The organism is Roseomonas sp. AR75, from assembly GCF_005222815.1.
Classification (GTDB): Bacteria; Pseudomonadota; Alphaproteobacteria; order Acetobacterales; family Acetobacteraceae; genus Falsiroseomonas.
The window spans coordinates 800,304-820,985 of sequence record NZ_STGB01000006.1; the positions used below are offsets into that span (position 1 = coordinate 800,304).

Annotated in this window: 22 protein-coding genes; 10 read left to right on the forward strand and 12 right to left on the reverse strand. The window is 72.4% G+C overall.

From position 1 onward, the window contains the following. The first annotated feature begins 21 nt into the window (after nt 1-21). Nucleotides 22-1,350: an ammonium transporter gene (locus E4T13_RS28280; RefSeq protein ID WP_137181677.1), complete on the forward strand. Its 1,329-nt coding sequence runs from the start codon at nt 22-24 to the stop codon at nt 1,348-1,350. Nucleotides 1,351-1,462: 112 nt separating this feature from the next. Here the strand turns inward: E4T13_RS28280 and E4T13_RS28285 are convergent, their stop codons facing one another. Next, a complete protein-coding gene (locus E4T13_RS28285; RefSeq protein WP_137181678.1) occupies nt 1,463-1,663 on the reverse strand; it encodes a DUF2892 domain-containing protein in 201 nt (66 codons plus the stop codon). Between the two features lie 131 nt (nt 1,664-1,794). On the opposite strand from E4T13_RS28285, the gene arfB reads away from it, so the two are divergent. Continuing rightward, nucleotides 1,795-2,208 carry an alternative ribosome rescue aminoacyl-tRNA hydrolase ArfB gene (gene arfB, locus E4T13_RS28290; protein ID WP_137181679.1) on the forward strand — a complete coding sequence of 138 codons (414 nt, stop codon included), beginning with the start codon at nt 1,795-1,797 and terminating at the stop codon, nt 2,206-2,208. A 15-nt stretch (nt 2,209-2,223) separates the two neighbouring features. Here the strand turns inward: arfB and E4T13_RS28295 are convergent, their stop codons facing one another. From E4T13_RS28295 to E4T13_RS28305, 3 genes are all read right to left on the reverse strand, one after another. Next, on the reverse strand, nt 2,224-3,033 hold the full coding sequence (locus tag E4T13_RS28295; RefSeq protein WP_137181680.1) for a transglutaminase family protein: 810 nt from the start codon (nt 3,031-3,033) through the stop codon (nt 2,224-2,226). A 64-nt stretch (nt 3,034-3,097) separates the two neighbouring features. Next, complete coding sequence (locus E4T13_RS28300) at nt 3,098-3,439, reverse strand: hypothetical protein (RefSeq protein WP_137181681.1); 342 nt, start codon at nt 3,437-3,439, stop codon at nt 3,098-3,100. A gap of 194 nt (nt 3,440-3,633) precedes the next feature. After that, the gene (locus E4T13_RS28305) at nt 3,634-4,290 is read right to left on the reverse strand and encodes a Crp/Fnr family transcriptional regulator (protein WP_137181682.1); all 657 of its coding nucleotides are present in this window, start codon (nt 4,288-4,290) and stop codon (nt 3,634-3,636) included. Between the two features lie 113 nt (nt 4,291-4,403). On the opposite strand from E4T13_RS28305, the gene E4T13_RS28310 reads away from it, so the two are divergent. From E4T13_RS28310 to E4T13_RS28325, 4 genes are read left to right on the forward strand one after another with little or no spacing between them, the layout of a single operon-like run. Further along, entirely contained in the window at nt 4,404-6,977 is a 2,574-nt protein-coding gene (locus E4T13_RS28310) for a DNA translocase FtsK 4TM domain-containing protein (RefSeq protein WP_240791331.1), read from the forward strand. 3 nt (nt 6,978-6,980) lie between these two features. After that, nucleotides 6,981-7,802 (forward strand): alpha/beta hydrolase, encoded by an 822-nt coding sequence (locus tag E4T13_RS28315; RefSeq protein ID WP_137181683.1) that lies wholly within the window; start codon nt 6,981-6,983, stop codon nt 7,800-7,802. A gap of 42 nt (nt 7,803-7,844) precedes the next feature. Beyond that, nucleotides 7,845-8,408 (forward strand): helix-turn-helix domain-containing protein, encoded by a 564-nt coding sequence (locus E4T13_RS28320; RefSeq protein WP_137181684.1) that lies wholly within the window; start codon nt 7,845-7,847, stop codon nt 8,406-8,408. Nucleotides 8,409-8,416: 8 nt separating this feature from the next. Next, complete coding sequence (locus E4T13_RS28325; protein WP_137181685.1) at nt 8,417-8,953, forward strand: GNAT family N-acetyltransferase; 537 nt, start codon at nt 8,417-8,419, stop codon at nt 8,951-8,953. Between the two features lie 118 nt (nt 8,954-9,071). On the opposite strand, the gene E4T13_RS28330 is transcribed toward E4T13_RS28325, so the two are convergent. The 3 genes from E4T13_RS28330 to xseA are packed head-to-tail and all read right to left on the reverse strand — an operon-like array spanning nt 9,072 to nt 12,133. After that, on the reverse strand, nt 9,072-9,827 hold the full coding sequence (locus tag E4T13_RS28330) for an SDR family NAD(P)-dependent oxidoreductase (protein ID WP_137181686.1): 756 nt from the start codon (nt 9,825-9,827) through the stop codon (nt 9,072-9,074). Between the two features lie 45 nt (nt 9,828-9,872). After that, the gene (locus E4T13_RS28335) at nt 9,873-10,673 is read right to left on the reverse strand and encodes a M23 family metallopeptidase (RefSeq protein ID WP_137181687.1); all 801 of its coding nucleotides are present in this window, start codon (nt 10,671-10,673) and stop codon (nt 9,873-9,875) included. Further along, a complete protein-coding gene (xseA, locus tag E4T13_RS28340) occupies nt 10,670-12,133 on the reverse strand; it encodes an exodeoxyribonuclease VII large subunit (RefSeq protein WP_137181688.1) in 1,464 nt (487 codons plus the stop codon). Before xseA ends, E4T13_RS28335 begins: the two co-directional genes overlap by 4 nt. Before the next feature lie 66 nt (nt 12,134-12,199). Between xseA and purD the strand changes: the two genes are divergently transcribed. Together purD and E4T13_RS28350 are read left to right on the forward strand one after the other, a co-directional pair. Further along, nucleotides 12,200-13,468 (forward strand): phosphoribosylamine--glycine ligase, encoded by a 1,269-nt coding sequence (gene purD, locus E4T13_RS28345; RefSeq protein WP_137181689.1) that lies wholly within the window; start codon nt 12,200-12,202, stop codon nt 13,466-13,468. Between the two features lie 14 nt (nt 13,469-13,482). Further along, entirely contained in the window at nt 13,483-14,847 is a 1,365-nt protein-coding gene (locus tag E4T13_RS28350; protein ID WP_170985302.1) for a glycosyltransferase family 1 protein, read from the forward strand. Here the strand turns inward: E4T13_RS28350 and rsmD are convergent. The 3 genes from rsmD to E4T13_RS28365 are packed head-to-tail and all read right to left on the reverse strand — an operon-like array spanning nt 14,831 to nt 17,035. Beyond that, entirely contained in the window at nt 14,831-15,454 is a 624-nt protein-coding gene (rsmD, locus tag E4T13_RS28355; protein ID WP_137181691.1) for a 16S rRNA (guanine(966)-N(2))-methyltransferase RsmD, read from the reverse strand. The two genes, E4T13_RS28350 and rsmD, sit on opposite strands and share 17 nt — an antisense overlap. After that, entirely contained in the window at nt 15,420-16,322 is a 903-nt protein-coding gene (locus E4T13_RS28360; protein ID WP_137181692.1) for a pseudouridine synthase, read from the reverse strand. The genes rsmD and E4T13_RS28360 overlap by 35 nt, the downstream gene beginning before the upstream one ends. Next, nucleotides 16,319-17,035, reverse strand: a complete 717-nt coding sequence (locus E4T13_RS28365) for a gamma-glutamyl-gamma-aminobutyrate hydrolase family protein (protein ID WP_137181693.1) — start codon at nt 17,033-17,035, stop codon at nt 16,319-16,321. The genes E4T13_RS28360 and E4T13_RS28365 overlap by 4 nt, the downstream gene beginning before the upstream one ends. A 45-nt stretch (nt 17,036-17,080) precedes the next feature. Here E4T13_RS28365 and E4T13_RS28370 point away from each other — a divergent pair, with 45 nt between their 5' ends. Next, nucleotides 17,081-17,530: a nucleoside deaminase gene (locus E4T13_RS28370; RefSeq protein WP_137181694.1), complete on the forward strand. Its 450-nt coding sequence runs from the start codon at nt 17,081-17,083 to the stop codon at nt 17,528-17,530. Nucleotides 17,531-17,659: 129 nt separating this feature from the next. After that, nucleotides 17,660-18,646, forward strand: coding sequence for a sensor histidine kinase (locus tag E4T13_RS28375; RefSeq protein WP_170985303.1), 987 nt, complete (start codon nt 17,660-17,662; stop codon nt 18,644-18,646). Here E4T13_RS28375 and E4T13_RS28380 read toward each other — a convergent pair whose 3' ends face one another. Continuing rightward, nucleotides 18,647-19,426, reverse strand: coding sequence for a hypothetical protein (locus E4T13_RS28380; protein ID WP_137181696.1), 780 nt, complete (start codon nt 19,424-19,426; stop codon nt 18,647-18,649). A 122-nt stretch (nt 19,427-19,548) separates the two neighbouring features. After that, entirely contained in the window at nt 19,549-20,529 is a 981-nt protein-coding gene (locus tag E4T13_RS28385) for a tripartite tricarboxylate transporter substrate binding protein (protein ID WP_137181697.1), read from the reverse strand. Nucleotides 20,530-20,682 lie beyond the last annotated feature (153 nt).

Consider the following 20,682-nt stretch of genomic DNA (forward strand, 5'->3'; position numbering starts at 1 on the left):
GAACGACAAGGGATGCACGGAATGAGGATGCTTGCGCGCGCCGCGCTTCTGGCGCTGCCGGCGACGATGGCGGCCGGCGCCGCCTTCGCGCAGGATGCGAAGATCGACACGGGCGACACCGCCTGGATGCTGACCAGCACGGCCATCGTGCTGATGATGACGGTGCCGGGCGTGGCGCTGTTCTACGCGGGGATGGTGCGGAAGAAGACCGTGCTGGCCACGATGATGCAGTCCTTCAGCGTCTGCGCGCTGGTCGCGGTGCTGTGGATGGTGCTGGGCTACAGCATCGCCTTCGGCGAGGGCGGCGCCTATTTCGGCGACCTCTCGCGCCTGCTGATGCGCGGCATGGCGGAAGGCTGGGACAAGCCCTTCACGCTGGGCAGCGGCGACGCCGCGGTCGCGACGACGATCCCCGAGAGCGTCTTCGCGATGTTCCAGATGACCTTCGCGATCATCACCGCCGCGCTGATCACCGGCGCGGTGGCGGACCGCATGAAGTTCTCGGCGCTGCTGGTGTTCGTGACGCTGTGGACCCTGCTGGTCTATTCGCCGGTCGCGCACTGGGTGTGGCACCCGAATGGCTGGATCTTCGCCCTTGGTGCGCTGGACTTCGCCGGTGGCACGGTGGTGCACATCAATGCCGGCGTGGCGGGCCTGGTCGCGGCGATCGTGCTGGGCAAGCGGGTTGGCTACGGCCACGACAACATGGCGCCCTACAACCTGGCCTTCGCGGTGATCGGCGCGAGCCTGCTGTGGGTGGGCTGGTTCGGCTTCAACGCGGGCTCCGCGGTGGGCGCCGGCGCGCGCGCGGGCATGGCGATGCTGGTTACGCAGATCGCGGCGGCGGGCGCGGTGCTGAGCTGGCTGGTCGCGGAATGGGCGACCAAGGGCAAGCCCTCGGTGCTCGGCGCGATCTCCGGCGCGGTCGCCGGCCTGGTGGCCATCACCCCGGCGGCCGGCTTCGTCCTGCCGGGCTCGGCGCTGATCATCGGCGTGGTCGCGGGCCTCGCCGGCTTCTGGGGCGCGACGGCGCTGAAGCACTGGTGCGGCTACGACGACAGCCTCGACGCCTTCGGCGTGCATGGCGTGTGCGGCATCGTGGGCGCGCTGCTGACCGGCATCTTCGCCTATGGCGCGCTCTCGGCCACGCCGGCCGCGCCGGAGGGCATCAGCGGCAGCGTCGAGCAGCTGCTGATCCAGGTCTACGCGGTCGCGGCGGTCTTCGTCTTCACCGCGGTGATGACCTTCATCCTGCTCAAGGTGGTGGACGTGATCGTCGGCCTGCGGGTGACCGAGGAAGAGGAGCGCGAGGGCCTCGACGTCGCACTGCACGGCGAGCGCCTCGGCTGAGCGCGGAGGTCCGGGGGCGGCGCGCGAAAGGCACCGCCCCCGCAACGGCGAAGGGCGCCGGGATCACTCCCGGCGCCCTTCGTGTGTTTCGGCCCCGCCGGCTGAGCGCGCCTCAGGCCGCGCGCTTGCCCATCGGGCAGGTGTTGACGCCGAGCAGCGGATAGACCGGGCAGAAGCCGACCAGCGCCGTGCCCAGCGGCACCAGCCCCAACAGGCCCCACCAGCCCAGCGGCCCGAAGGCGCCCAGCGCCAGCAGCACCACGCCCGCCACGATCCGCAGCATCCGGTCCACGCCGCCGACATTCCGTGTCATTGCCCGTCTCTCCTTGCCTCGCGCGGCCTTGCGCCGCGTGACGCCACGATCAGACCACCGCGGGGACGCCGTGTCGGTGACGATGTCACGCGCTCTGGACGCGGTGCGCCGGAACCGCCTATGGGCGCGGCATGGCGCGGATCCCCACCATCCCCGAGACGGCGATCGAGGAGCAGTTCCTGCGCGCCTCCGGCCCCGGCGGGCAGAACGTCAACAAGGTGGAGACGGCGGTGCAGCTGCGCGTGCATCTCGACCGCGCCGGCCTGCCGGACGCGCTGCGCGAGCGTCTGGTGCGCCTGGCCGGCCGCAAGGTGACGCAGGAGGGCGTGCTGGTGATCGAGGCCGGCCGCCACCGCAGTCAGGACCGCAACCGCACGGATGCGCGGGAGAGGCTGCAGGCGCTGTTGGCGAAGGCGGCTGAGCCGCCGCCGCCGCCGCGCCGGGCGACGAAGCCGACGCGGGCCTCGCGCGAGCGTCGGCTTGAGGGCAAGGCGCGGCGCAGCGGCGTCAAGCGGATGCGGACCGAGCGGCCGGGGCCGGAGTGAGGCCGGCGCGGCCCCTCAGGCCGGCACTTCGTCGGTGAAGACGCTGAACTCGGCCAGGGTGCAGGGGCCGAAGGTGGTGGCGATGGCGACGTCGGTGGCGTCGCGCCCGCGCGCCATCAGGATCCGGCCGATGCGCGGGGTATTGTTGCGCGCGTCGAAGACGTGCCAGCGATCGTCGAGCCACACCTCGAACCAGGCGGCGAAATCCATCGGGCCATGAGGCGGCGGCACGCCGATGTCGCCGAGATAGCCGGTGCAGTAGCGCGCGGGGATGTTGACGCAGCGGCACAGCGCGACGGCGAGATGCGCGTAGTCGCGGCAGACGCCCTGCGCTTCCGCGAAGGCTTCCGAGGCGGTGCGGGTGGGCCGCGCGAATTCGTAGCCGAAGGCGATCCGCCCGTGCACGTAGTCGCAGATCGCCTGGACCCGCGCCCAGCCCGTCGGCCCCTGGCCGAACGTCGCCCAGGCGAAATCCGCCAGCCGGTCCGTGTCGCAATAGTGGCTGCCCAGCAGGTACAGCAGCATCGCGTCCGGCAACTGCTCCACCGGCTGCTGCTGCGCCTGGGGCGCAAGGATGTCGGGGGTGCCGGGATCCTCGATCAGCAGCCGGGTGGAGATCACCAGCCGCCCCGCCGGCGCGACGATTCGCGTGACGAGGTTGCCGAAGCTGTCCTCGTAGTGGCGCGCGGCGACCGCGGGGTCGAGGGTCAATTCGTGCGGCCCCACCAGGTCCGGCAGGCGCGACGGGTGTGGGCTGACGGTGAGCAGCATCGGCGTCGGCTGCGGGCAGTCATAGGCAATGCGGCAACCGGCACTGATGCGCATCGGCAAGTCCTTCTGATCGTGCAGTCGGGTCGCCCCCCGCAAGGGGGCGAGGCTGTCTGCGCCGCTATCGCCCAAGCCGGGTGGAGCAGGCGTAGACGACGTCCTGGTCGACCGCGGTGGAGCCGGGCATCGCGGCCCATTGGCGCGCCAGGTCGTTGCGGACCTGCCAGTTGGTGGTGTCGAACCCAGGCGAGGCAGCCTTCGCGCGCTCCGAGCAGACCTCGGCCTGCAGCGAGACGAGGCTCGCGCGTTCCGCCGCCGCGGCGGTGCTTGTGCGAATCTGGAAGCCGGCGAGGCCGGAGATGATCGGGCCGGCGACGACGCCGATCGCCAATCCCATGACCATCGGCTTGGCCAAGGCCCACCGCGCCGCAATGTTCCCGCTCATGCTGCTCGTGTCGTTCATCTGCTGATCTCCCTGGCCTGGGGCGAACAAAATCGCATTCCGACCGGGACAAGAGCGATCCAGGTGCTCGGGCCGCTTTCTTGCTGCGTTGGCGTTTCGCCATATGGCACTGCGGCAGCCATATTACACCCGCGCGACGAATATTATTCGGAATTATTTTCCGATCTTGGGCAGATCGGCCAATATTTCTGGCGCTATTCGCCGCTGGCGCGCAATTCCAGCGCCGGCCTGTCCAGGATCGTCACCGCGCCCCGCCCGATCGCCACAAGCCCGTCCTTCGCCAGCGCGCTCAGCCGCCGCGTCACCACCTCCCGCGCCGTGCCCACCTCCACCGCCAGCTCGGCCTGGGTTGCCGCGACCTCGGCGGTGCCGCGCGCCAGCAGCGCCTCGGCCAGGCGGCGGTCCACGCTGCGGAAGGACAGCGCCTCGATCCGCGCCATCAGCGCGCCGATCCGGGCACCGAAGCCGGCCAGGACGAAGCGGCGGAAGGCCGCGCTCTCCGCCACCAGCGCGTCGAAGGCTGGGCTCGGCAGCAGCAGGCCCTCGACCGGCGTCTCGGCCTTGCCCTCAGCGGCGTAGAGCTCGCCCGAGAACAGGCAGGCGGTGGTCAGCAGGCAGGCCTCGCCGGCGGCGACGCGGTAGAGCAGCAGGGCGTGGCCATCCTCGGCGATCAGGTCCACCCGCACGGCGCCGGCGCCCACCATGACGAAGCCGCGGCAGGGGTCCCCGGGGCGGAACAGCACCGCGCCCGCCGGCGCGGCCAGCGGCGCGGCGGCGCCGAGGATGCGGCCGCGCAGCCCCGCTTCCAGGTCCGGTGGCAGCGCGTGTTCGGCGGCGGGGCTGGGCGACATGAGGCGATCCTGCCCCGATCCCGGCCGTTGCGGAAGCAGAGCGTGCAAATCGAGGCACTTCCGGTGTAGAACTCCCGTCCTGCTTGAGGACTGCCGAACGAATGCCGCGCGCCATGGATGGACGCCCGGCGCCGGGGGCGATGGGCGATCGCCTTGCCGCCGCCGGACGCCGTTTTGCCTCTCCCGCCGTCAAGGCGGCGATCCGCCGCAGGCTGGCCGAGATGCTGGCCCTGCTGCTGGTGCTGGCCGGGCTCGTCGCCGTCGTGGCGCTGGCGACCTACGACCCCTCCGATCCCTCCTGGTCCACCGCGACGGCGCGGGAGACGCGCAACCTCGCCGGCCCGTTCGGCGCCCACCTGGCCGATGTGCTGCTGCAGGGCGTGGGCTACGCCGCCTGGCTGCCGGTGGCCTGCCTGATGACCTGGGCCTGGCGGCTGGCGACGCATCGCGGCCTCTCGCCCTTCCCGCTGCGGCTGGCCTGCCTGCTGGCCGCGCTGCCGCTGACCGCCGCCTCGCTCGCCCTGCTGCCGCTGCCGGAGGCGCTGCCGGCCCCGCCTGGCCCCGCCGGCGCCGCCGGGCCGCCGCTGGCGGAGATGGTGCTGGAATTTCTCGGGCAGGTGCTGGGGTCGGTGGGCGCGGGCATTGCGCATCTGATCCTGTGGGGCGTGACCGCGCTGCTCTCCTTCATCGCGCTCGGCCTCAGCCTGGGCGACTGGGGCAGGGCGGGGCGCGCGGCGGGGTCGGCGGCGCTGGTCGCGGCCTCCGGAGCGGGCCGCGTCGCGGCGAGCGGCGCCGGGACGCTGGCCAGCGCGGCAGGCGAGGCGCATCGCTCCGGCCTGCCGGCGCGCGTCTTCGGCGCGGCGGCGCGCGCCTTCACCTGGCCGGTCCGCGCCGGCTTCGGCGCGCTGCGCCGCCGGCGGGAGGCGCCGCTGCCGCTGTCGGAAGTGCTGCGCCGGGCCGATGAGGCGGCGGAGGACGGTCCCACACCCGGCGCTGTCCTGCGGCGGCGGGAACCCGCGATCGGCGTGCCCGTGGTGACGCGCGAGGCGGAGGCCTCGCCGCCTCCGCCAGCCGCCGCGCGCAAGCCGGCCGCGCCGCGTGTCGCCGAGCGCAGCGCGCCACGGGCCGCCGCGGAGACGCGCCAGCCCAGCCTGCCTCTGGTGGAGGAAGCCTGGCGCTTCCCGCCGCTCGACCTGCTGACGGGGCCGCCGGTGAAGCGCGTCGCCGGACCTTCGGAGGAGGCGCTGCAGGGCAACGCCCGCATGCTGGAGACGGTGCTGGAGGATTACGGCGTCCGCGGCCGCATCGTGGAGATCCGCCCCGGCCCCGTTGTGACGCTGTACGAGCTGGAACCGGCGCCAGGCACGAAATCCGCCCGTGTCATCGGCCTGGCCGACGACATCGCGCGCAGCATGTCCGTCACCGCCGTGCGCATCGCGACCGTGCCCGGCCGCAACGTGATCGGCATCGAGCTGCCGAATGCGCGGCGCGAGACGGTGCTGCTCTCCGAACTGCTATCCTCCGAGGATTGGGCACGGCATCCCGGGCGGCTGAACCTGGCGCTCGGCAAGGACATCGGCGGCGGATCGGTGATCGCCGACCTCGCGCGCATGCCGCATCTGCTGATCGCAGGCACCACGGGCAGCGGCAAGTCGGTGGCGATCAACACGATGATCCTGTCGCTGCTGTACCGCCTCAGCCCCGACGAATGCCGCTTCATCATGATCGACCCGAAGATGCTGGAATTGTCGGTCTATGACCGTATCCCGCATCTGCTGGCGCCGGTGGTCACCGATCCGCGCAAGGCGATCGGCGCGCTGAAATGGACGGTGCGGGAGATGGAGCGGCGCTACCGCGCCATGTCGCAGCTCGGCGTGCGCAATATCGCCGGCTACAACGACAAGGCGACGGCCGCGCGGCAGAAGGGCGAGGTGCTGACGCGCCGCGTGCAGGTCGGCTTCGACCCCGAGACCAACAAGCCGCTGTTCGAGGACCAGCCCCTGGCGCTGGAGCCGCTGCCGATGATCGTGGTGGTGATCGACGAGATGGCGGACCTGATGATCGTCGCCGGCAAGGAGATCGAGGCCGCGGTGCAGCGCCTGGCGCAGATGGCGCGCGCGGCGGGCATCCATGTGATCATGGCGACGCAGCGCCCCTCGGTGGACGTGATCACCGGCACGATCAAGGCGAACTTCCCGACCCGCATCAGCTTCCAGGTGACCTCCAAGATCGACAGCCGCACCATCCTCGGCGAGCAGGGCGCGGAACAGCTTCTGGGCCAGGGCGACATGCTGCACATGGCCGGCGGCGGCCGTATCAGCCGCGTGCACGGCCCCTTCGTCAGCGATTCCGAGGTGGAGGAGATCGTCGCCTTCCTGCGCGAGCAGGGCGAGCCCGCCTATGTGGACGAGGTGACGGAGACCGAGGACGAGGATGGCGACATCGGCGCCGCCGCGGGCATGCTCGGCGGCAACACCGATGGCGAGGCCTCGCTCTACGATCGCGCAGTGGAACTGGTGACGCGCGAGGGCAAGGCGAGCACGAGCTTCCTGCAGCGCCATCTCGGCATCGGCTACAACCGCGCGGCCAAGCTGATCGAGCAGATGGAGAAGGAAGGCGTGGTGAGCCCCGCGAACCATGTCGGCAAGCGCGAGGTGCTGGCGCCGGGGCCGCGGGACCGGGAGTAGCGGTTGGCGCTGCTCGGTGTCGCGCTCGGTGGGCTGCTGATGCTCGGCGGTGCGGGCGCGGCGCTCTACGCCCTGCAGGATCGGCTGATCTACTTCCCCGATCCGACGCCGCCGCCACCGCCCGCGCTGGTGGGCCTGCGCGGCGTGGAGGCACGGACGCTGCGCACGGCGGATGGCGTCGAGATCCTTGCCTGGGACGTGGCGGCGCGCGACGCGCGGGCGCCGGTGGTGCTGTATCTGCACGGCAATGGCGGCAGCCTGCTGCATCGCGCGATGCGCGTGCAGCGCTTCCAGCGCGAGGGATGGGGCGCGCTGTTCGTGCAGTGGCGCGGCTATGGCGGCAATCCCGGCACGCCGAGCGAGGCGGGGCTTTCGGACGATGCGCGCGCCGGCCTCGCGGCGCTGCAGGCCGATGGCATCGCGCCGTCGCGTATCGTGCTGTGGGGTGAATCGCTCGGCACCGGCATCGCGGTGCGGCTGGCGGCGGAGCAGCCGGAGGCGGTCGGCGCCGCGGTGCTGGAATCGCCCTACACCAGCCTGCTGGACCTGGCGAAGCGGCACTACCCGCTGCTGCCCGCGTCGCTTCTGCTGCGCGACCGTTTCGACAGCCTCTCGCGCATCGCGGAGGTGCGCGTGCCGATCCTGATCCTGCAGGGATCCCGCGACACGCTGGTGCCGCCGGCGATGGGTCGCGCCCTGGCCGCGCGTGCGACGGCGCCGGTGGAGGTGTGGGAAGCACCGACCGCCGGGCACAACGAGATCGGCGCCGCCGGCGGCGTGGAGGAAGCGGCGCGATTCCTGGGGCGAAGCCTGCCAGCGCCCTGAGGCGTCTTGTGGAGTCCTCTCTTATATGGGAATTTCTCTCGTATGAGAGAGGATCTTGAGGCGCGGCTGGCCCGGCGGCTGGCGGCGCTGCGGCTGGAGCAGGCGCTGTCGCTGGACGACCTCGGCACGCGCACCGGCATCAGCCGCGCCACGCTGTCGCGCATCGAGCGCGGCGAGGTCAGCCCGACCGCGACCCAGCTCAACCGGCTCTGCGTCGCCTTCGGCTGGACGCTGTCGCGGCTGATGGCGGCGGCGGAGGGCGAGGCTCCGGCGCTGGTGCGCGCTGCCGACAATCCCGCCTGGACGGATGCGACCACCGGATTCCACCGCCGCGCCGCCTCCCCGCCCGGGCCCGGCCTGCGTGTGGAGATTGTGGAAGCGGAACTGCCCGCAGGCGCCACCATCGAGTACGAGACGCCGCCACCGATGCCGGGGATGGAGCAGCATGTGCTGGTGCTCGCCGGCGCGCTCGATTTCTCCGACGGCGGCCAGCTCTTCGCCCTGCGCGCGGGCGACTGCGCGCGGGTGAAGCTGCGCGGTCCCACGCGCTTCCACGCCAGCGGGCGCACGCCCGCCCGCTACATCGTCGTCATCTGCCCGCCGTGAGGAATGCCATGCGCATCGAGGAACTCGACCATGACGGCGCGGCGCGCGAGCTGCCCGGGCTGGCGGAGATCCTGCGGCGCTGCGTGGAAGGCGGCGCGAGCGTGAACTTCGTGCTGCCCTTCACGCAGCAGGATAGCGAGGCGTGGTGGCGCCGCGCGGTGCTGCCGGGCCTCGCTGCGCGCGACCGGCGGCTGCTGGTGGCACGCGACGCGGGGCGTCTGCTCGGCACGGTGCAGCTTGCCTTCGCGCCGCAGCCGAACCAGGCGCATCGCGCGGATGTCACGAAGCTGCTGGTGCATCCGGAGGGTCGCCGCCGCGGCATCGGCCGCGCGCTGATGCTGCGGCTGGAGGGGGTCGCGAAGGAGGAAGGGCGCAGCCTGCTGACGCTGGATACGGTTGCGGGCAGCGGCGCGCAGTTTCTTTATGAGTCTCTCGGCTGGACGCTGCTCGGCGTCGTGCCCCGCTTCGCGCTGTCCACGGATCGGACGATGCTGGAGGGGTCGGCGTTCTTCTGGAAGGAGATCCGGAACCCTCTCCACCCGTAGGGGGGAGAGGGCAGGGTGAGGGGGCGTGCAGAAGGATGAGCAGGCGCACAACCCTCGGCGTCCCCCTCACCCAACCCTCTCCCCCATAAGCGCGGGAGAGGGCTTTCCCTGCAGTGGGCTAAACCTTCCCGCCATCCACGACGAAATACTGCGCCGTGACCATCGCGCTGTCGTCGGCGGCCAGCCACAGCGCCATGCGCGCGATGTCCGGCGGCATCACCTTGCGGTGGATGCTCTGCGCTGCCAGGTGCCTCTCCACGCCTTCCGGTGTCGCCCACAGCGCTTCCTGCCGCTCGGTGAAAACCCAGCCAGGCACCAGCTCGTTCACGCGGATGCCATCGCCGCCAAGGTCGCGCGCCAGGCCGCGGGTCAGGCCGCGCACGGCGGATTTCGCAGCGGTGTAGGCGGGCATGCCCCCCTGCCCGCTCATCCAGCTCACGCTGCCCATGTTGATGATCGAGCCCTGCTTCGCCGCGCGCATGCCGGGGGCGACGGCCTGGGCGCAGAAGAACATGTGGCGCAGGTTGGTGGCCATGCGCTCGTCCCAGTAGTCGGGCTCCACCGTCTCCAGCCCGTGGCGGTCGTCGCGCGCGGCGTTGTTCACCAGCACCAGCGGATCGCCGAGCTGCGCGCGCACCTCCGCAATGGCGGCGCGCAGCGCGGCGATGTCGCGCAGGTCGCAGCGCAGGAACAGCGCGCCGGTCGCCGCGGCGACCTTGGCGCCATGCTCCGCATCGAAATCCAGGAATGCCACGCGCGATCCCTGGCGCGCGAATTGCGCGACCATTTCCGCGCCGATGCCGGAGGCACCGCCGGTGATCAGCACCACGCGGCCGCGCAGGCTGGGATAGGTGGCGAAGCGGTCTTCGGTCATGCGGATATCCTCCGGTGCGGGAACGCGTCGCGACAGGTTCTGTTGCTAGCTTTCCAGCAGCGGCTGCGGATCGAGCCAGGTCTGGTACCAGGACAGCGAGAAATGCAGGTGCGGGCCGGTGACGCGCCCGGTGGCGCCGATCTTGCCGATCGGCTGGCCGCGCGCGACCGTCTCGCCCTCGCCGACCAGGCGCTGCGACAGATGCGCATACAACGTGTTCACGCCATGCCCGTGATCCACGACAAGAAGCTGGCCGAAGAAGAAGAAATCGCCGGACAGCGTGACCCGCCCCGCCAGCGTGGCGCTGACCGGCGTGCCGGTGGGCGCGGCGATGTCGAAGCCGAAATGCGGCTGTCGCGGCTCGCCATTCAGGATGCGCTGGCTGCCGAAGACGCCGCTGATGCGGCCGCGCGCGGGCCAGTCGAGCGGCTCTGTGAAGCCGGTGAGGCCGGAATCCAGCGCCCGCGCGGCGGCAAGCTGCTCGCGCTCCGCGGTGATGCGGCGCAGCGCCGCGGCATCGGGCGTCACCTGCGCCGGCGGCAGGCCGGTGATGCGCTGCACCGACCAGTCGCGCTTGCGCACCGACAGCGCGCGCACCTCGCTGCGGCCATCGGGCTGCGTGACGGACAGCCGCGCGCCCGCGCCGTGATCGCGGCCGAAGCCGAAGGCGAAGTCACCCTGCGGGCTGACCCGGACGGCGCGCCCATCCAGCGACAGGCGCGTGCCGGGCGCGACGCTGCCGACCACGAGCCCGCCCTGCGCCGGCTCGCCCCGCCATTGCAGCGCCCGTGCGCGGCCTGCAAGCAGCAGGACAGGCGCGGCGAGAATCATGCGGCGTGCGATCACAGCAGCGATCCCTGGTCCGTGGCTTTTTTCGTCCGGGCGCGGCGCGGCGCCTCGCCTTCGGCCGTCGCAGCGACCTGGCCATCGGCGAAGCCGAGCGTCAGCTTCGCACCAGGCGTCACCGCAGCGGCGCGGGTCACCGGCTCGCCCTCGGCGTCGCGCACCAGGGCGAAGCCGCGTGCGAGCACGGCGTTGTAGGACAGCGCCTCGAGCTGGCGCGACAGGCCCGCGAGCGTCGCGCGGCGTTCGCGCAGCAAGGCGAGCACGGGCGCGGAGGAAAATGCATGCAGCGCGCGCGCGCCGCGCAGCCGCTGCACCCGCCGCGCGAAGGCGGCCTCCCGCCTGCCGTCCAGCAGCGCGACGGCGTGGCGCCGCGCATTGATGGCCTCGCGCGGATGCGGCACGGAAAGCGGCGTCAGCGCATCGCGCTTGATCCGCACGAAGGCGCGCAGCGCATCGGGCAGGCATTCCCCGGCTTCGTCCAGGCGCCGGCGGTATTCCAGCACGCGGGCGGGAATGTCGGGCAGGCGGCGCTCCAGCCGCAGCAGCGTCGTCTCCGCCGCGCGCAATTGCCGCATCGCCGCGCCGCGCAGGCGCGCGCCGGTCTGGTCCAGCGCGGCCAGCAGTTCGGCGCGTGCGGGCACGGCGAGTTCCGCCGCGGCGGTTGGCGTCGGCGCACGGCGGTCGGAGGCGAAGTCGATCAGCGTCGTGTCGGTCTCGTGTCCGACGGCGGAAATCAGCGGGATCGGGCACAGCGCGGCGGCGCGCACGACGATCTCCTCGTTGAAGGCCATCAGGTCTTCCAGGCTGCCGCCGCCGCGCGCGACGATCAGCACGTCCGGCCGCGGCACCGGGCCATCCACCGGCAGGCGGCCGAAGCCTTCGATGGCGGCGGCGATGCGCTCCGCGGCGCCCTGCCCCTGCACCGGCACGGGCCAGAGCAGGATGCGGCGCGGGAAGCGGCGCGCGATGGTGGTGCGGATGTCCTGGATGACCGCGCCGGCCTCGCTGGTCACCACGCCGACCACGCGCGGCAGCGCGGGCAGGGCGCGCTTGCGTGCGGCCTCGAACAGGCCTTCCGCCGCCAGCTTCACGCGCAGCTTCTCGATCCGCGCGAGCAGCGCGCCCTCGCCGGCATACTCCAGCCGGTCGATAACGAGCTGGTATTTCGACCGGTCAGCATAGGTGGTGAGCTTGCCGGTGGCGATCACTTCCACGCCGTTCTCGGGCTGCAGCGACAGCCGCGGCACGGCGGATTTCCACACCACCGATTCCAGCTTGGCGGATTCGTCCTTCAGCGACAAATAGATGTGGCCGGATGGGTAGCGCTTGCACTCCGTGATCTCGCCGCGGACGCGCACGCGGCCGAAGGCGCCTTCCAGCGTGCGGCGCACGGCGCCGGAGATTTCCGAGACGCTGAATTCGGGGACGTTTACCCCGGGTGGCGGCGGCGTGGTGTCCATGGCCGGACCCTATGCTAGGACGCCCCGGCGCGGAACCGGCCGCGCGGGACGTTGCGGGGTGGCAGCATGCGGGTGCTGGTGGTGGGCGGCGGCGGACGCGAGCATGCGCTGTGCTGGGCGCTGTCCCGCTCGCCCCTGCTCACGAAGCTGTGGTGCGCGCCCGGCAATCCGGGCATCCCGGAGGTCGCCGAATGCGTGGCGATCGGTGCGACCGACATCCCCGCCCTCGTGCGATTCGCGCGCGACCAGGGTGCCGACCTTGTCGTGGCCGGGCCGGAGGCGCCGCTGACGCTGGGCCTGGCCGATGCCTGCGCGGAAGCGGGCATCGCCTGCTTCGGGCCGAGCGCCGCGGCGGCGCAGCTGGAAGGCAGCAAGGCCTTCTGCAAGGCGGTGGCGGATGCGGCCGGCGTGCCCACCGCCGCCTGGCAGCGATTCACCGATGCGTCGGCCGCGCGGGCATACGTGCGGGAACGCGGTGCGCCCATCGTCGTGAAGGCGGATGGCCTCGCCGCCGGCAAGGGCGTGGTCGTCGCCGCGACGCTCGCCGAAGCCGAGGCCGCGATCGCCGACATCATGGAGAGCCGCGTGCATGGCGAGGCCGGCGCCACCGTGGTGATCGAGGATTTCCTGCAGGGCGAGGAGATCTCGTTCTTCGCGCTCTGCGATGGCGAGACGGCGCTGCCCTTCGGCGCTGCGCAGGACCACAAGCGCGTGGGCGAGGGCGATACCGGCCCCAACACCGGCGGCATGGGCGCCTACTCCCCGGCGCCCGCCTTCACGCCGGAGTTGCAGCAGCAGGCGATGGATCGCATCGTGCTGCCGACACTCACGGAAATGGCGCGGCGCGGCACGTCCTTCCGCGGCGTGCTCTTCGCGGGGCTGATGCTGACGGCGGAAGGCCCCAAGCTGATCGAGTTCAACGTCCGCTTCGGCGATCCCGAATGCCAGGCGCTGCTGCTGCGCCTGCGCTCGGACCTGCTGCCAGCGCTGCTGGCCGCCGCGCAGGGCGATCTCGCGGGCGTGCGGCTGGACATGTCCGACGATCCCAGCCTGGTCGTGGTGATGGCGGCCGAGGGCTATCCGGCGACGCCGCGCAAGGGCACGGAGATCCGCGGCCTCGAGGCCGCCGGCGCGCTGCCGGGCGTGCGCATCTTTCACGCCGGCACCGCGCGCCGCGCGGATGGCACCATCATCGCCGATGGCGGGCGCGTGCTGGGCATCGGCGGCACCGGCGCGACGCTGCGCGATGCGCGCGACGCCGCCTATGCCGCGGTGGACGCGCTGGACTGGCCCGGCGGCTTCTGCCGGCGCGACATAGGCTTTCGGGCCCTGTGAAGGAGGCGACGCAGTTGGACAGACCGCTCATCGCGATCGACGGCTACAATCTCTCGCTCGAACAGGGCACCGGCGTCGCGACCTATGCACGCGGCCTGTCGCACCGGCTGAAGGCGCTCGGCGCGGAAGTCGGCATCCTCTACGGCCACCGCTCTTCCGCCGGGAAGGACGGGCTGCTGCGGGAAGTGACCTTCTTCGATCCGCGCGGCGACCTGCCGGGCTGGCGCAGGCCGCTCGACGACCTGATGCGCATGGCGAAGATGCGCTTCGGCGTGGACGCGGTGCAGGTGCCGATCGGCAGCGTGGAGACGACCGCGCTCTCCGCGCGCCTGCCCGCCTTCGACCGCATCTGGAACATCCCGAGCCTCTACCGCGCCGCGGTGCTCGGCTTCGGCGCCAGCCATCGCTTCGGCCGCGTGCGCCTGCCCAACGCGCCGAAGCTGATGCACTGGACCTATCCCGTCCCGCTGACCGCCGAGGGGCCGAACAAGGAAGCGCTGCCGAACATCTACACGATCCACGACCTGGTGCCGCTGCGCCTGCCCTTCACCACGCTCGACAACAAGAAGCGCTATCTCGGCACGGTGCGCGGCATCGCGGAACGCGCGGCGCATATCGTGACGGTCAGCGAGGCGTCGCGCCGGGACATCGTCAACCTGCTCGGCGTGCCCGAGCACAAGGTGACCAACACCGGCCAGGCGGTGGAACTGCCGGATGTCGCCACGCTGAAGCCGGAGGCGCTGGTCCGCGCGGAGCTGGAAGGCTTCTTCGGCCTGCACTGGCAGAAATACTTCCTGTTCTTCGGCGCGATCGAGCCGAAGAAGAATGTGGGGCGGCTGATCGAGGCCTATCTCGCGGCCGGATCGCACTATCCGCTGGTGATCTGCGGCAAGCAGGCCTGGAACGCGCATCAGGAACTCGGCCTGCTGTATGAGGACGACCGCCGCGAATTCGTCCCGCGCGGCCCGATCGAGGGCGTGCAGGGGCTGCAGCGCAAGCTGCGCGACAGGGTGATGCTGATCGACTACGTGCCGGGCCGGCTGCTGACCGGCCTGATCCGTGGCGCACGGGCGATGCTGTTCCCCTCGCTGTATGAGGGCTTCGGCCTGCCGGTGGTGGAGGCGATGCATCTCGGCACCGCCGTGATGACCTCCAACACTTCCGCGCTGCCGGAAGTGGCGGGAGACGCGGCGCTGCTGGTCGATCCCTACGACACCCGCGCCATGGCGGAGGCGATCCAGCGAATGGACGCGGACGATGCGCTGCGGGCGGAACTTGCGTCGCGCGGACCGAAGCGCGCCGCGACCTTCAACGCGGAGGATTACGGCAGGCGGTTGTCTGAGATGTATGCGCGGCTGGGGATCAGGCTGGGGGCGTAGCCGGCGACGGGTTTCCCCCACCCTGGCCCTCCCCCGTAAGGACGGGGGAGGGTATTGGCGCGCGCAGGAACACCAGCCGCGCGGCGCCGTGTGCGCGCTCCGCAACCGCTTCGAAACCCGGCACGTCCAGGACCTCGTCGCGCGCGACCTCCGCGACGACCAGCGCATCGGGGGCGAGCCAGCCGGAGGCGGCCAGCGCCTGCACGGCGCGCGCGACGACATCCTTGCCATAGGGCGGATCGAGGAAGACCAGGCCGCACGCCGCATCCGCGCGCGGCGGCCTCGTCGCATCGCCGGCGATCACGCGCGTGTTCGCCTCCGCCTTCAGCGCCGCGATGTTCGTGCGCAGCGCGGCCAGCGCGGCGCGGTCCTGCTCGATGAACACGGCCTTGGCCGCGCCGCGCGAAAGCGCCTCCAGCCCCAGCGCGCCGGTGCCGGCAAAGGCGTCCAGCACGCGCGCGCCTTCCACGCGCTCGCGGCCCGCCCAGGGCGCGTGCCAGAGCATGTCGAACAGCGCCTGGCGGACGCGGTCCGAGGTCGGGCGCGTCGCCTCGCCGGCCGGCGCGACCAGGCTACGACCGCGGTGACGGCCGGCGACGATTCGCATGCGGCCTGCGCGGCGCGGCGTTGCGGGCGCGGGGAATGGTGCGCGAACCCGGCGGCGGCGCTGGCGGAGCCGGCGCGGGCGGCGCTTCCGCCGGACCCTCGCCGCCGCGCCGCCGCACCGGCTTCTCGCCGATGCCCAGCTGGTCGCGCAGGATGCGCGGATGCACCTCCTCCACGCCCGCGCGTGGCAGCGCGCCGAGCTGGAAGGGGCCATAGGCCACGCGGATCAGCCGCGTCACCTGCAGGCCGAGATGCGCCATCACGCGCCGCACCTCCCTGTTCTTGCCTTCCTTTAGGCTGACGGTGAGCCAGGCATTGGCGCCCTGGCGGGAGTCGAGCCCCGCCTCGATCGGGCCATAGGAGACGCCCTCCACGGTGATGCCGCGCGCCAGGTTGGCCAGCGCCCGCTCGTCCACCGGGCCATGCACGCGCACGCGGTAGCGCCGCAGCCAGCCATTGGAGGGCAGTTCCAGCCGCCGCGCCAGCGCGCCGTCATTGGTCAGCAGCAGCAGCCCTTCGGAGGTGATGTCGAGCCGCCCGATGGAGACCACGCGCGGCAGGCCCGGCGGCAGCTTCTCGAAGACTGTGGGGCGGCCCTGCGGGTCGCGATGCGTCGTCACCAGCCCTTCGGGCTTGTGGTAGCGGAACAGCCGCGTGCGCTCGGGCGCCGCCACCGGCTTGCCCTCCACCGCCACCTTGTCGCCGGCGGCGACGAAGGTCGCGGGCGTCTCCACGGTCTTGCCGTTGAGCTTCACCTTGCCCTCGGCGATCAGCTTCTCCGCGTCCCGGCGGGAGGCGACGCCCGCGCGCGCCAGCCACTTCGCGATCCGCTCGCCGCGCTGGGTGTCGTCCTCGTCCTCGTCGCTCATCGGCGGCAGGCCGCGACGAACGCCGAAAAAATCATGGGGTCGCGCGGGTCCACCGCATATTCCGGGTGCCACTGCACGCCGAGGGCGAAGCGGTAGGCCGGGTGCTCCACGCCTTCGATCACGCCGTCAGGGGCGATGGCGTTGACCAGGGCGCCCTCGCCCGGCGTCGCCACCGCCTGGTGGTGCGCGCTGTTCACCGAAAGCCGCTGCGCGCCGACGATGTCGCCCAGCTTCGTGCCCTCCAGCACGCGCACGGTGTGGCCCGGCTCGGTGCGGGGGTTGGGCTGCTCATGCGCCAGCGCGCCTTCGACCTCGTCCGGGATGTGCTGGATCAGCGTGCCGCCGAAGGCCACCGCCAGAAGCTGCTGGCCGCCGCAGATGCCCAGCACCGGCAGGTCCTGCCGCAGCGCCTCCCTCACCGCGGCCAGCTCGAAATCGGTGCGGCCGGGCTTGAGCGTGACCTTGGGATGCGGCGCCCCGCCGCCCCAGAGCGCGGGGTCCACGTCGAAGGCGCCGCCGGTCACGAGCAGGCCGTCCAGCGTATCGAGATACGCGGCGGCCAGTTCCGGGTGGTGCGGCAGGGCCACGGGCAGGCCGCCCGCGGCGATGACGGCGGAGAAATAATTCTGGCGGAGGGCATACCAGGGCAGCTTCGACCAGCCGCCGGCCGGTTCCGCATCCAGGGTGACGCCGATGAGGGGGCGGGCGGGCATGCCGCGTTGCTAGACCTGCGCGCCGTGTCGCGGCAAGCATCTCCCATGTCGCCGATGGAGATCGCCCTCGCCGAGGCCCGCGCCGCCGCCGCCCGCGGCGAGGTGCCGGTGGGCGCCGTCGTCACCGACGCCGCGGGGCGGGTGCTGGCCAGGGCCGGCAACGCGGTGGAGGCGCGGCGCGACCCTTCCGCCCATGCCGAGATGCTGGCGCTGCGCGCGGCCGCCGCGGCGCGCGGCGACAAGGTTCTGCCCGACGCCACGCTGTGGGTGACGCTGGAGCCCTGCGCCATGTGCGCCGCCGCGGCCAGCTTCTTCCGGGTCAAGCGGCTGATCTTCGGAGCCTACGACCCGAAGGGCGGCGGCGTCGAGCACGGCCCGCGCCTGTTCGCCCAGCCCACCTGCCACCACGCGCCAGAGGTGGTCGGCGGCGTGCGGGAGGGCGAGGCCGCGGCGCTGTTGCGCGATTTCTTCGAAAGCCTGCGCAACCGCGACTGATCGCTTCACGATCCGGGCATCCGCAAAGCGCGGGGCCGGCCCGCTCGTTGCCAGGGCATGATTGCGCCAATCCGGCCCGTCCGCCTTTTCCGGCGCACCCGCGCGCTGCCCACGCCGGCGCGCTATGCGATGACCCTCGCCCTGGTCGGCGTCTTCACCGCGCTCGACCTGCTGGCGATGCCGTCGGCCCCGCATTTCGCGGTCGCGCCCTATCTGGTGGCGATCCTGCTCTCCGCGGCGCTGTTCGACAGCGGGACCGGGCTGTTCGCCACCGCGCTGTGCACGGTCCTCGCGGGCTGGCTGCACCTCGGCCCCGGCGTCGAGGAGGGCTGGATCGCGCTGTTGCTCTTCGCCTGCGTCGGCGTCGCCATGGCCCTGGTCACCGAGGCCCTGCACAAGGCGCTCGCCCGGTCCGAAGCGATGGAAGGCGCGCTGCGCCGGGCGGAGCGCACGCGGACGCTGCTGCTGCATGAGTTCCGCCATCGCACGCGCAACGACCTCGGCTCGCTGATCGGCCTGCTGATCCTGCGGTCGCGCATCGCGCCGTCGGCGGCGGCACGCGAGGCGCTGCGTGACGCTGCGGACCACGCGATGGCGCTGGCGCGGGTGCATGCCCGGCTGGCGCTGGACGAGGGGCTCGACCTCGGCGCGGAGCGGCCGATGGTGGACACAAGGGATTTCGTCTCTGGCCTCTGCGCGGACATCGATGCCTCCTCCACCGCCGAAGGGCCGGTGCTGGTGCGTCTGGTGACGGAGGCGGAATCGCACGCGCTCTCGGCGGAGCGCGCGGTGCCGCTCGGCCTCGTGCTGAACGAGTCGGTGGCGAATGCGCGGCGCTACGCCTTCCCCGATGATCGCGGCGGCATCGTGCAGGTGCGCTTCCGGCGCGAGGGTGCCGACTTCGTGCTGACGATCGCCGATGACGGCATCGGCCTGCCGCAGGAGGACGAGGTGGAGGCGGCGCCACCCGACAGGGTGCCGGGCGCCGGCCTCGGCACGCGGCTGCTGCGGGCGCTGGCGGCGCAGCTTCGCGGCCGCTTCGCGCGCCATGCCGGCCCGGCCGGCAAGGGCACGGTGGTGGAATTCCGCTTCGCCGCGGCAGAACCTGGCACCTAGCTAACCGGCAACTTGCTCCGCCTCAGGGTCCCAATGCCACGGCGTCGCGGGGCCGATCGCGACGCCGCCCTGGAAGCGGGGCGTGGGCACATGACGCTCCGCGCCGGCCAGCACGGCCACGCCGCGATCGGTCAGGCGCCAATGCGGGCCTGGATGCAACAACCGGCGCGGCCCTTCCGAGAGCCGCGCGAGGTAGTCCAGCACCATCAGGTCGGTCACCTGGAACACCGGATCGGCCTGGAGCAGGGCGCGGAAGATGGTGTCCGCCTCGTGCAGGCCGGCGGACGCCGCCTGCAGCACCAGACGCTCGGTCAGCGCCAGCCCGTCCGTCGTCCACGGCAGGTCCTGCAGGTGCCGGCGCAGAGCCTGCGCGAGGTGGGGCAGCGCCGAGGGCACGCGCCACAGCGCGTCCAGCGCCCGCGGGTCCTCCGCCGCGAAGGCCTCCCAGGCGAGCGCCCCGGCCTCCAGCTGGGCGCGCGTCAGCGGCGCGGGCTCGAGCGCTGCGAGCTCCGCATCGCTCAGCAGTGCGAAGGGGCGGACGCCGTCGGCGGGCATCAGGAACAGCCTGCCCTCCAGCCCGCGGCGCTCGGCCAGCAGCCCCAGCACGCGGATCAGCGCCGCCTGGTCCCAGAGATCGTGCTCGAACCACAGCAGCACGCGCTCGTGGCGGTCGAGCCCATTCAGCGCGGCGTATTCGGCGCCGAGGCGCAGCCGTACCTGTTGCAGCGGCGCGCGGTAATGCAGGGCGACGAAGCGCGCGCGGATGCCGAGATAGGCCATCAGCCCCTCGGCGGCGACCGGCCCCTGGCAGACCGGGTCGGCGAAGGCGAGATACGCCCCCTCCCATCCCGCGGCCGGCAGGCGCGGCCGCAGGTCGTCGCCGCAGCGCAGATGCGCGGTGGTCAGAGCCTGAGGCCGAGGCGGCGGATCATCTCGCCTTCCTCGGCATACTGCTTGCGCGCGAAGGCAGCGTAGTCCTCGGGGCCGAGATACCAGGGCGCCATGTCGAAGCGATCCAGGATGGCGACATGCGCCGGGTCGAACAGCGCGGCCCGGAACGCCTCGTTCAGCGCGGCGACCACGGCCGGGTTCATCCCCTTCGGGCCGGCGATGCCGTAGGGCGAGGCGGAGACGATGTCCACGCCGCTCTCCTTCAGCGTCGGCACGTCCGGGAAGCGCTTGGCGCGCTCCGCGCTCCACACCGCCAGCAGGCGCAACTGGCCCGACTTCACCAGCTCCGCCCAGCCGGAGCTGTCGGAGCTCACCTGGATCTGGCCGCCGAGCAGCGACTGGGCGTTCTCGGCCCAGCCGCGGAAGGGCACATGCGTCCAGGAGATCCCGCGCATGCCGGCGATCTGTTCCATGGTGATGTGCAGCGAGGTGCCGACGCCGGGTGTGCCGTAGTTCACCTTGCCCGGATTGGCCTTGGCGTAGTCCAGCAGCTCGCCGAGCGTCTGCCAGGGCGCATCGGCCCGCACCACGGTGCCGAACAGGTAGCCGGTGAGATGCGTGACGTAGGTGAAGTCCTCCAGCGGGTTGAACAGCGCCCGCTGCGCCATCTGCGGGTGGCGGAAGACGCTGATCGGGATCTGCGACAGGGCGTAGCCGTCCGGCCGCTCCTGCAGCAGCGCCTGCGGGCCGAGCACGCCGCCGGCGCCGGCCTTGTTCTCGATGATCACGGGCTGGCCCAGGCGCTTTGCCACCTGCTCGCCCAGGGCGCGCATCTGGATGTCGGTGGTGCCGCCGGCGGCCCAGGGGACGATCAGGCGGATCGGCCGTTCGGGAAAGCGCCCGGCCTGGCTGCCCTGCGCGCGGACCGCGGGTGCGGCGAGCAGGCCGGCGCCGGCCAGCAGGGCGGCGCGGCGGGTGGTTGCGAGGGTCATGGCGGGCCTCCCGAATGCGGCGCGCCGTTCGCGGCGCGTCCGGTGTCTGGCGTCATGGCTAGCGGTCGCGGCGCGGGGCGGCAAGCGGGCGCGGCGCCACGCCGCCGCGCCCCGCAAGGAATGATGCGCCCAACGCAGCTTAGCGAAGGATTC

Coding starts and splice junctions, on each gene's coding strand:
- E4T13_RS28380 (WP_137181696.1), bottom strand. CDS start 19,426: ATGGCCTATCTCGGCATCCGCGCGCGCTTCGTCGCCCTGCATTACCGC.
- E4T13_RS28305 (WP_137181682.1), bottom strand. CDS start 4,290: ATGTCGCCCAGCCCCGCCGCCGAACACGCGCTGCCACCGGACCTGGAA.
- E4T13_RS28285 (WP_137181678.1), bottom strand. CDS start 1,663: ATGACACGGAATGTCGGCGGCGTGGACCGGATGCTGCGGATCGTGGCG.
- E4T13_RS28365 (WP_137181693.1), bottom strand. CDS start 17,035: ATGCCCGCCCGCCCCCTCATCGGCGTCACCCTGGATGCGGAACCGGCC.
- E4T13_RS28325 (WP_137181685.1), top strand. CDS start 8,417: ATGCGCATCGAGGAACTCGACCATGACGGCGCGGCGCGCGAGCTGCCC.
- E4T13_RS28300 (WP_137181681.1), bottom strand. CDS start 3,439: ATGAACGACACGAGCAGCATGAGCGGGAACATTGCGGCGCGGTGGGCC.
- E4T13_RS28295 (WP_137181680.1), bottom strand. CDS start 3,033: ATGCGCATCAGTGCCGGTTGCCGCATTGCCTATGACTGCCCGCAGCCG.
- E4T13_RS28280 (WP_137181677.1), top strand. CDS start 22: ATGAGGATGCTTGCGCGCGCCGCGCTTCTGGCGCTGCCGGCGACGATG.
- E4T13_RS28310 (WP_240791331.1), top strand. CDS start 4,404: ATGGATGGACGCCCGGCGCCGGGGGCGATGGGCGATCGCCTTGCCGCC.
- purD (WP_137181689.1), top strand. CDS start 12,200: ATGCGGGTGCTGGTGGTGGGCGGCGGCGGACGCGAGCATGCGCTGTGC.
- E4T13_RS28360 (WP_137181692.1), bottom strand. CDS start 16,322: ATGAGCGACGAGGACGAGGACGACACCCAGCGCGGCGAGCGGATCGCG.
- xseA (WP_137181688.1), bottom strand. CDS start 12,133: ATGGACACCACGCCGCCGCCACCCGGGGTAAACGTCCCCGAATTCAGC.
- arfB (WP_137181679.1), top strand. CDS start 1,795: ATGGCGCGGATCCCCACCATCCCCGAGACGGCGATCGAGGAGCAGTTC.
- E4T13_RS28385 (WP_137181697.1), bottom strand. CDS start 20,529: ATGACCCTCGCAACCACCCGCCGCGCCGCCCTGCTGGCCGGCGCCGGC.
- E4T13_RS28375 (WP_170985303.1), top strand. CDS start 17,660: ATGACCCTCGCCCTGGTCGGCGTCTTCACCGCGCTCGACCTGCTGGCG.
- rsmD (WP_137181691.1), bottom strand. CDS start 15,454: ATGCGAATCGTCGCCGGCCGTCACCGCGGTCGTAGCCTGGTCGCGCCG.
- E4T13_RS28370 (WP_137181694.1), top strand. CDS start 17,081: ATGTCGCCGATGGAGATCGCCCTCGCCGAGGCCCGCGCCGCCGCCGCC.
- E4T13_RS28320 (WP_137181684.1), top strand. CDS start 7,845: ATGAGAGAGGATCTTGAGGCGCGGCTGGCCCGGCGGCTGGCGGCGCTG.
- E4T13_RS28330 (WP_137181686.1), bottom strand. CDS start 9,827: ATGACCGAAGACCGCTTCGCCACCTATCCCAGCCTGCGCGGCCGCGTG.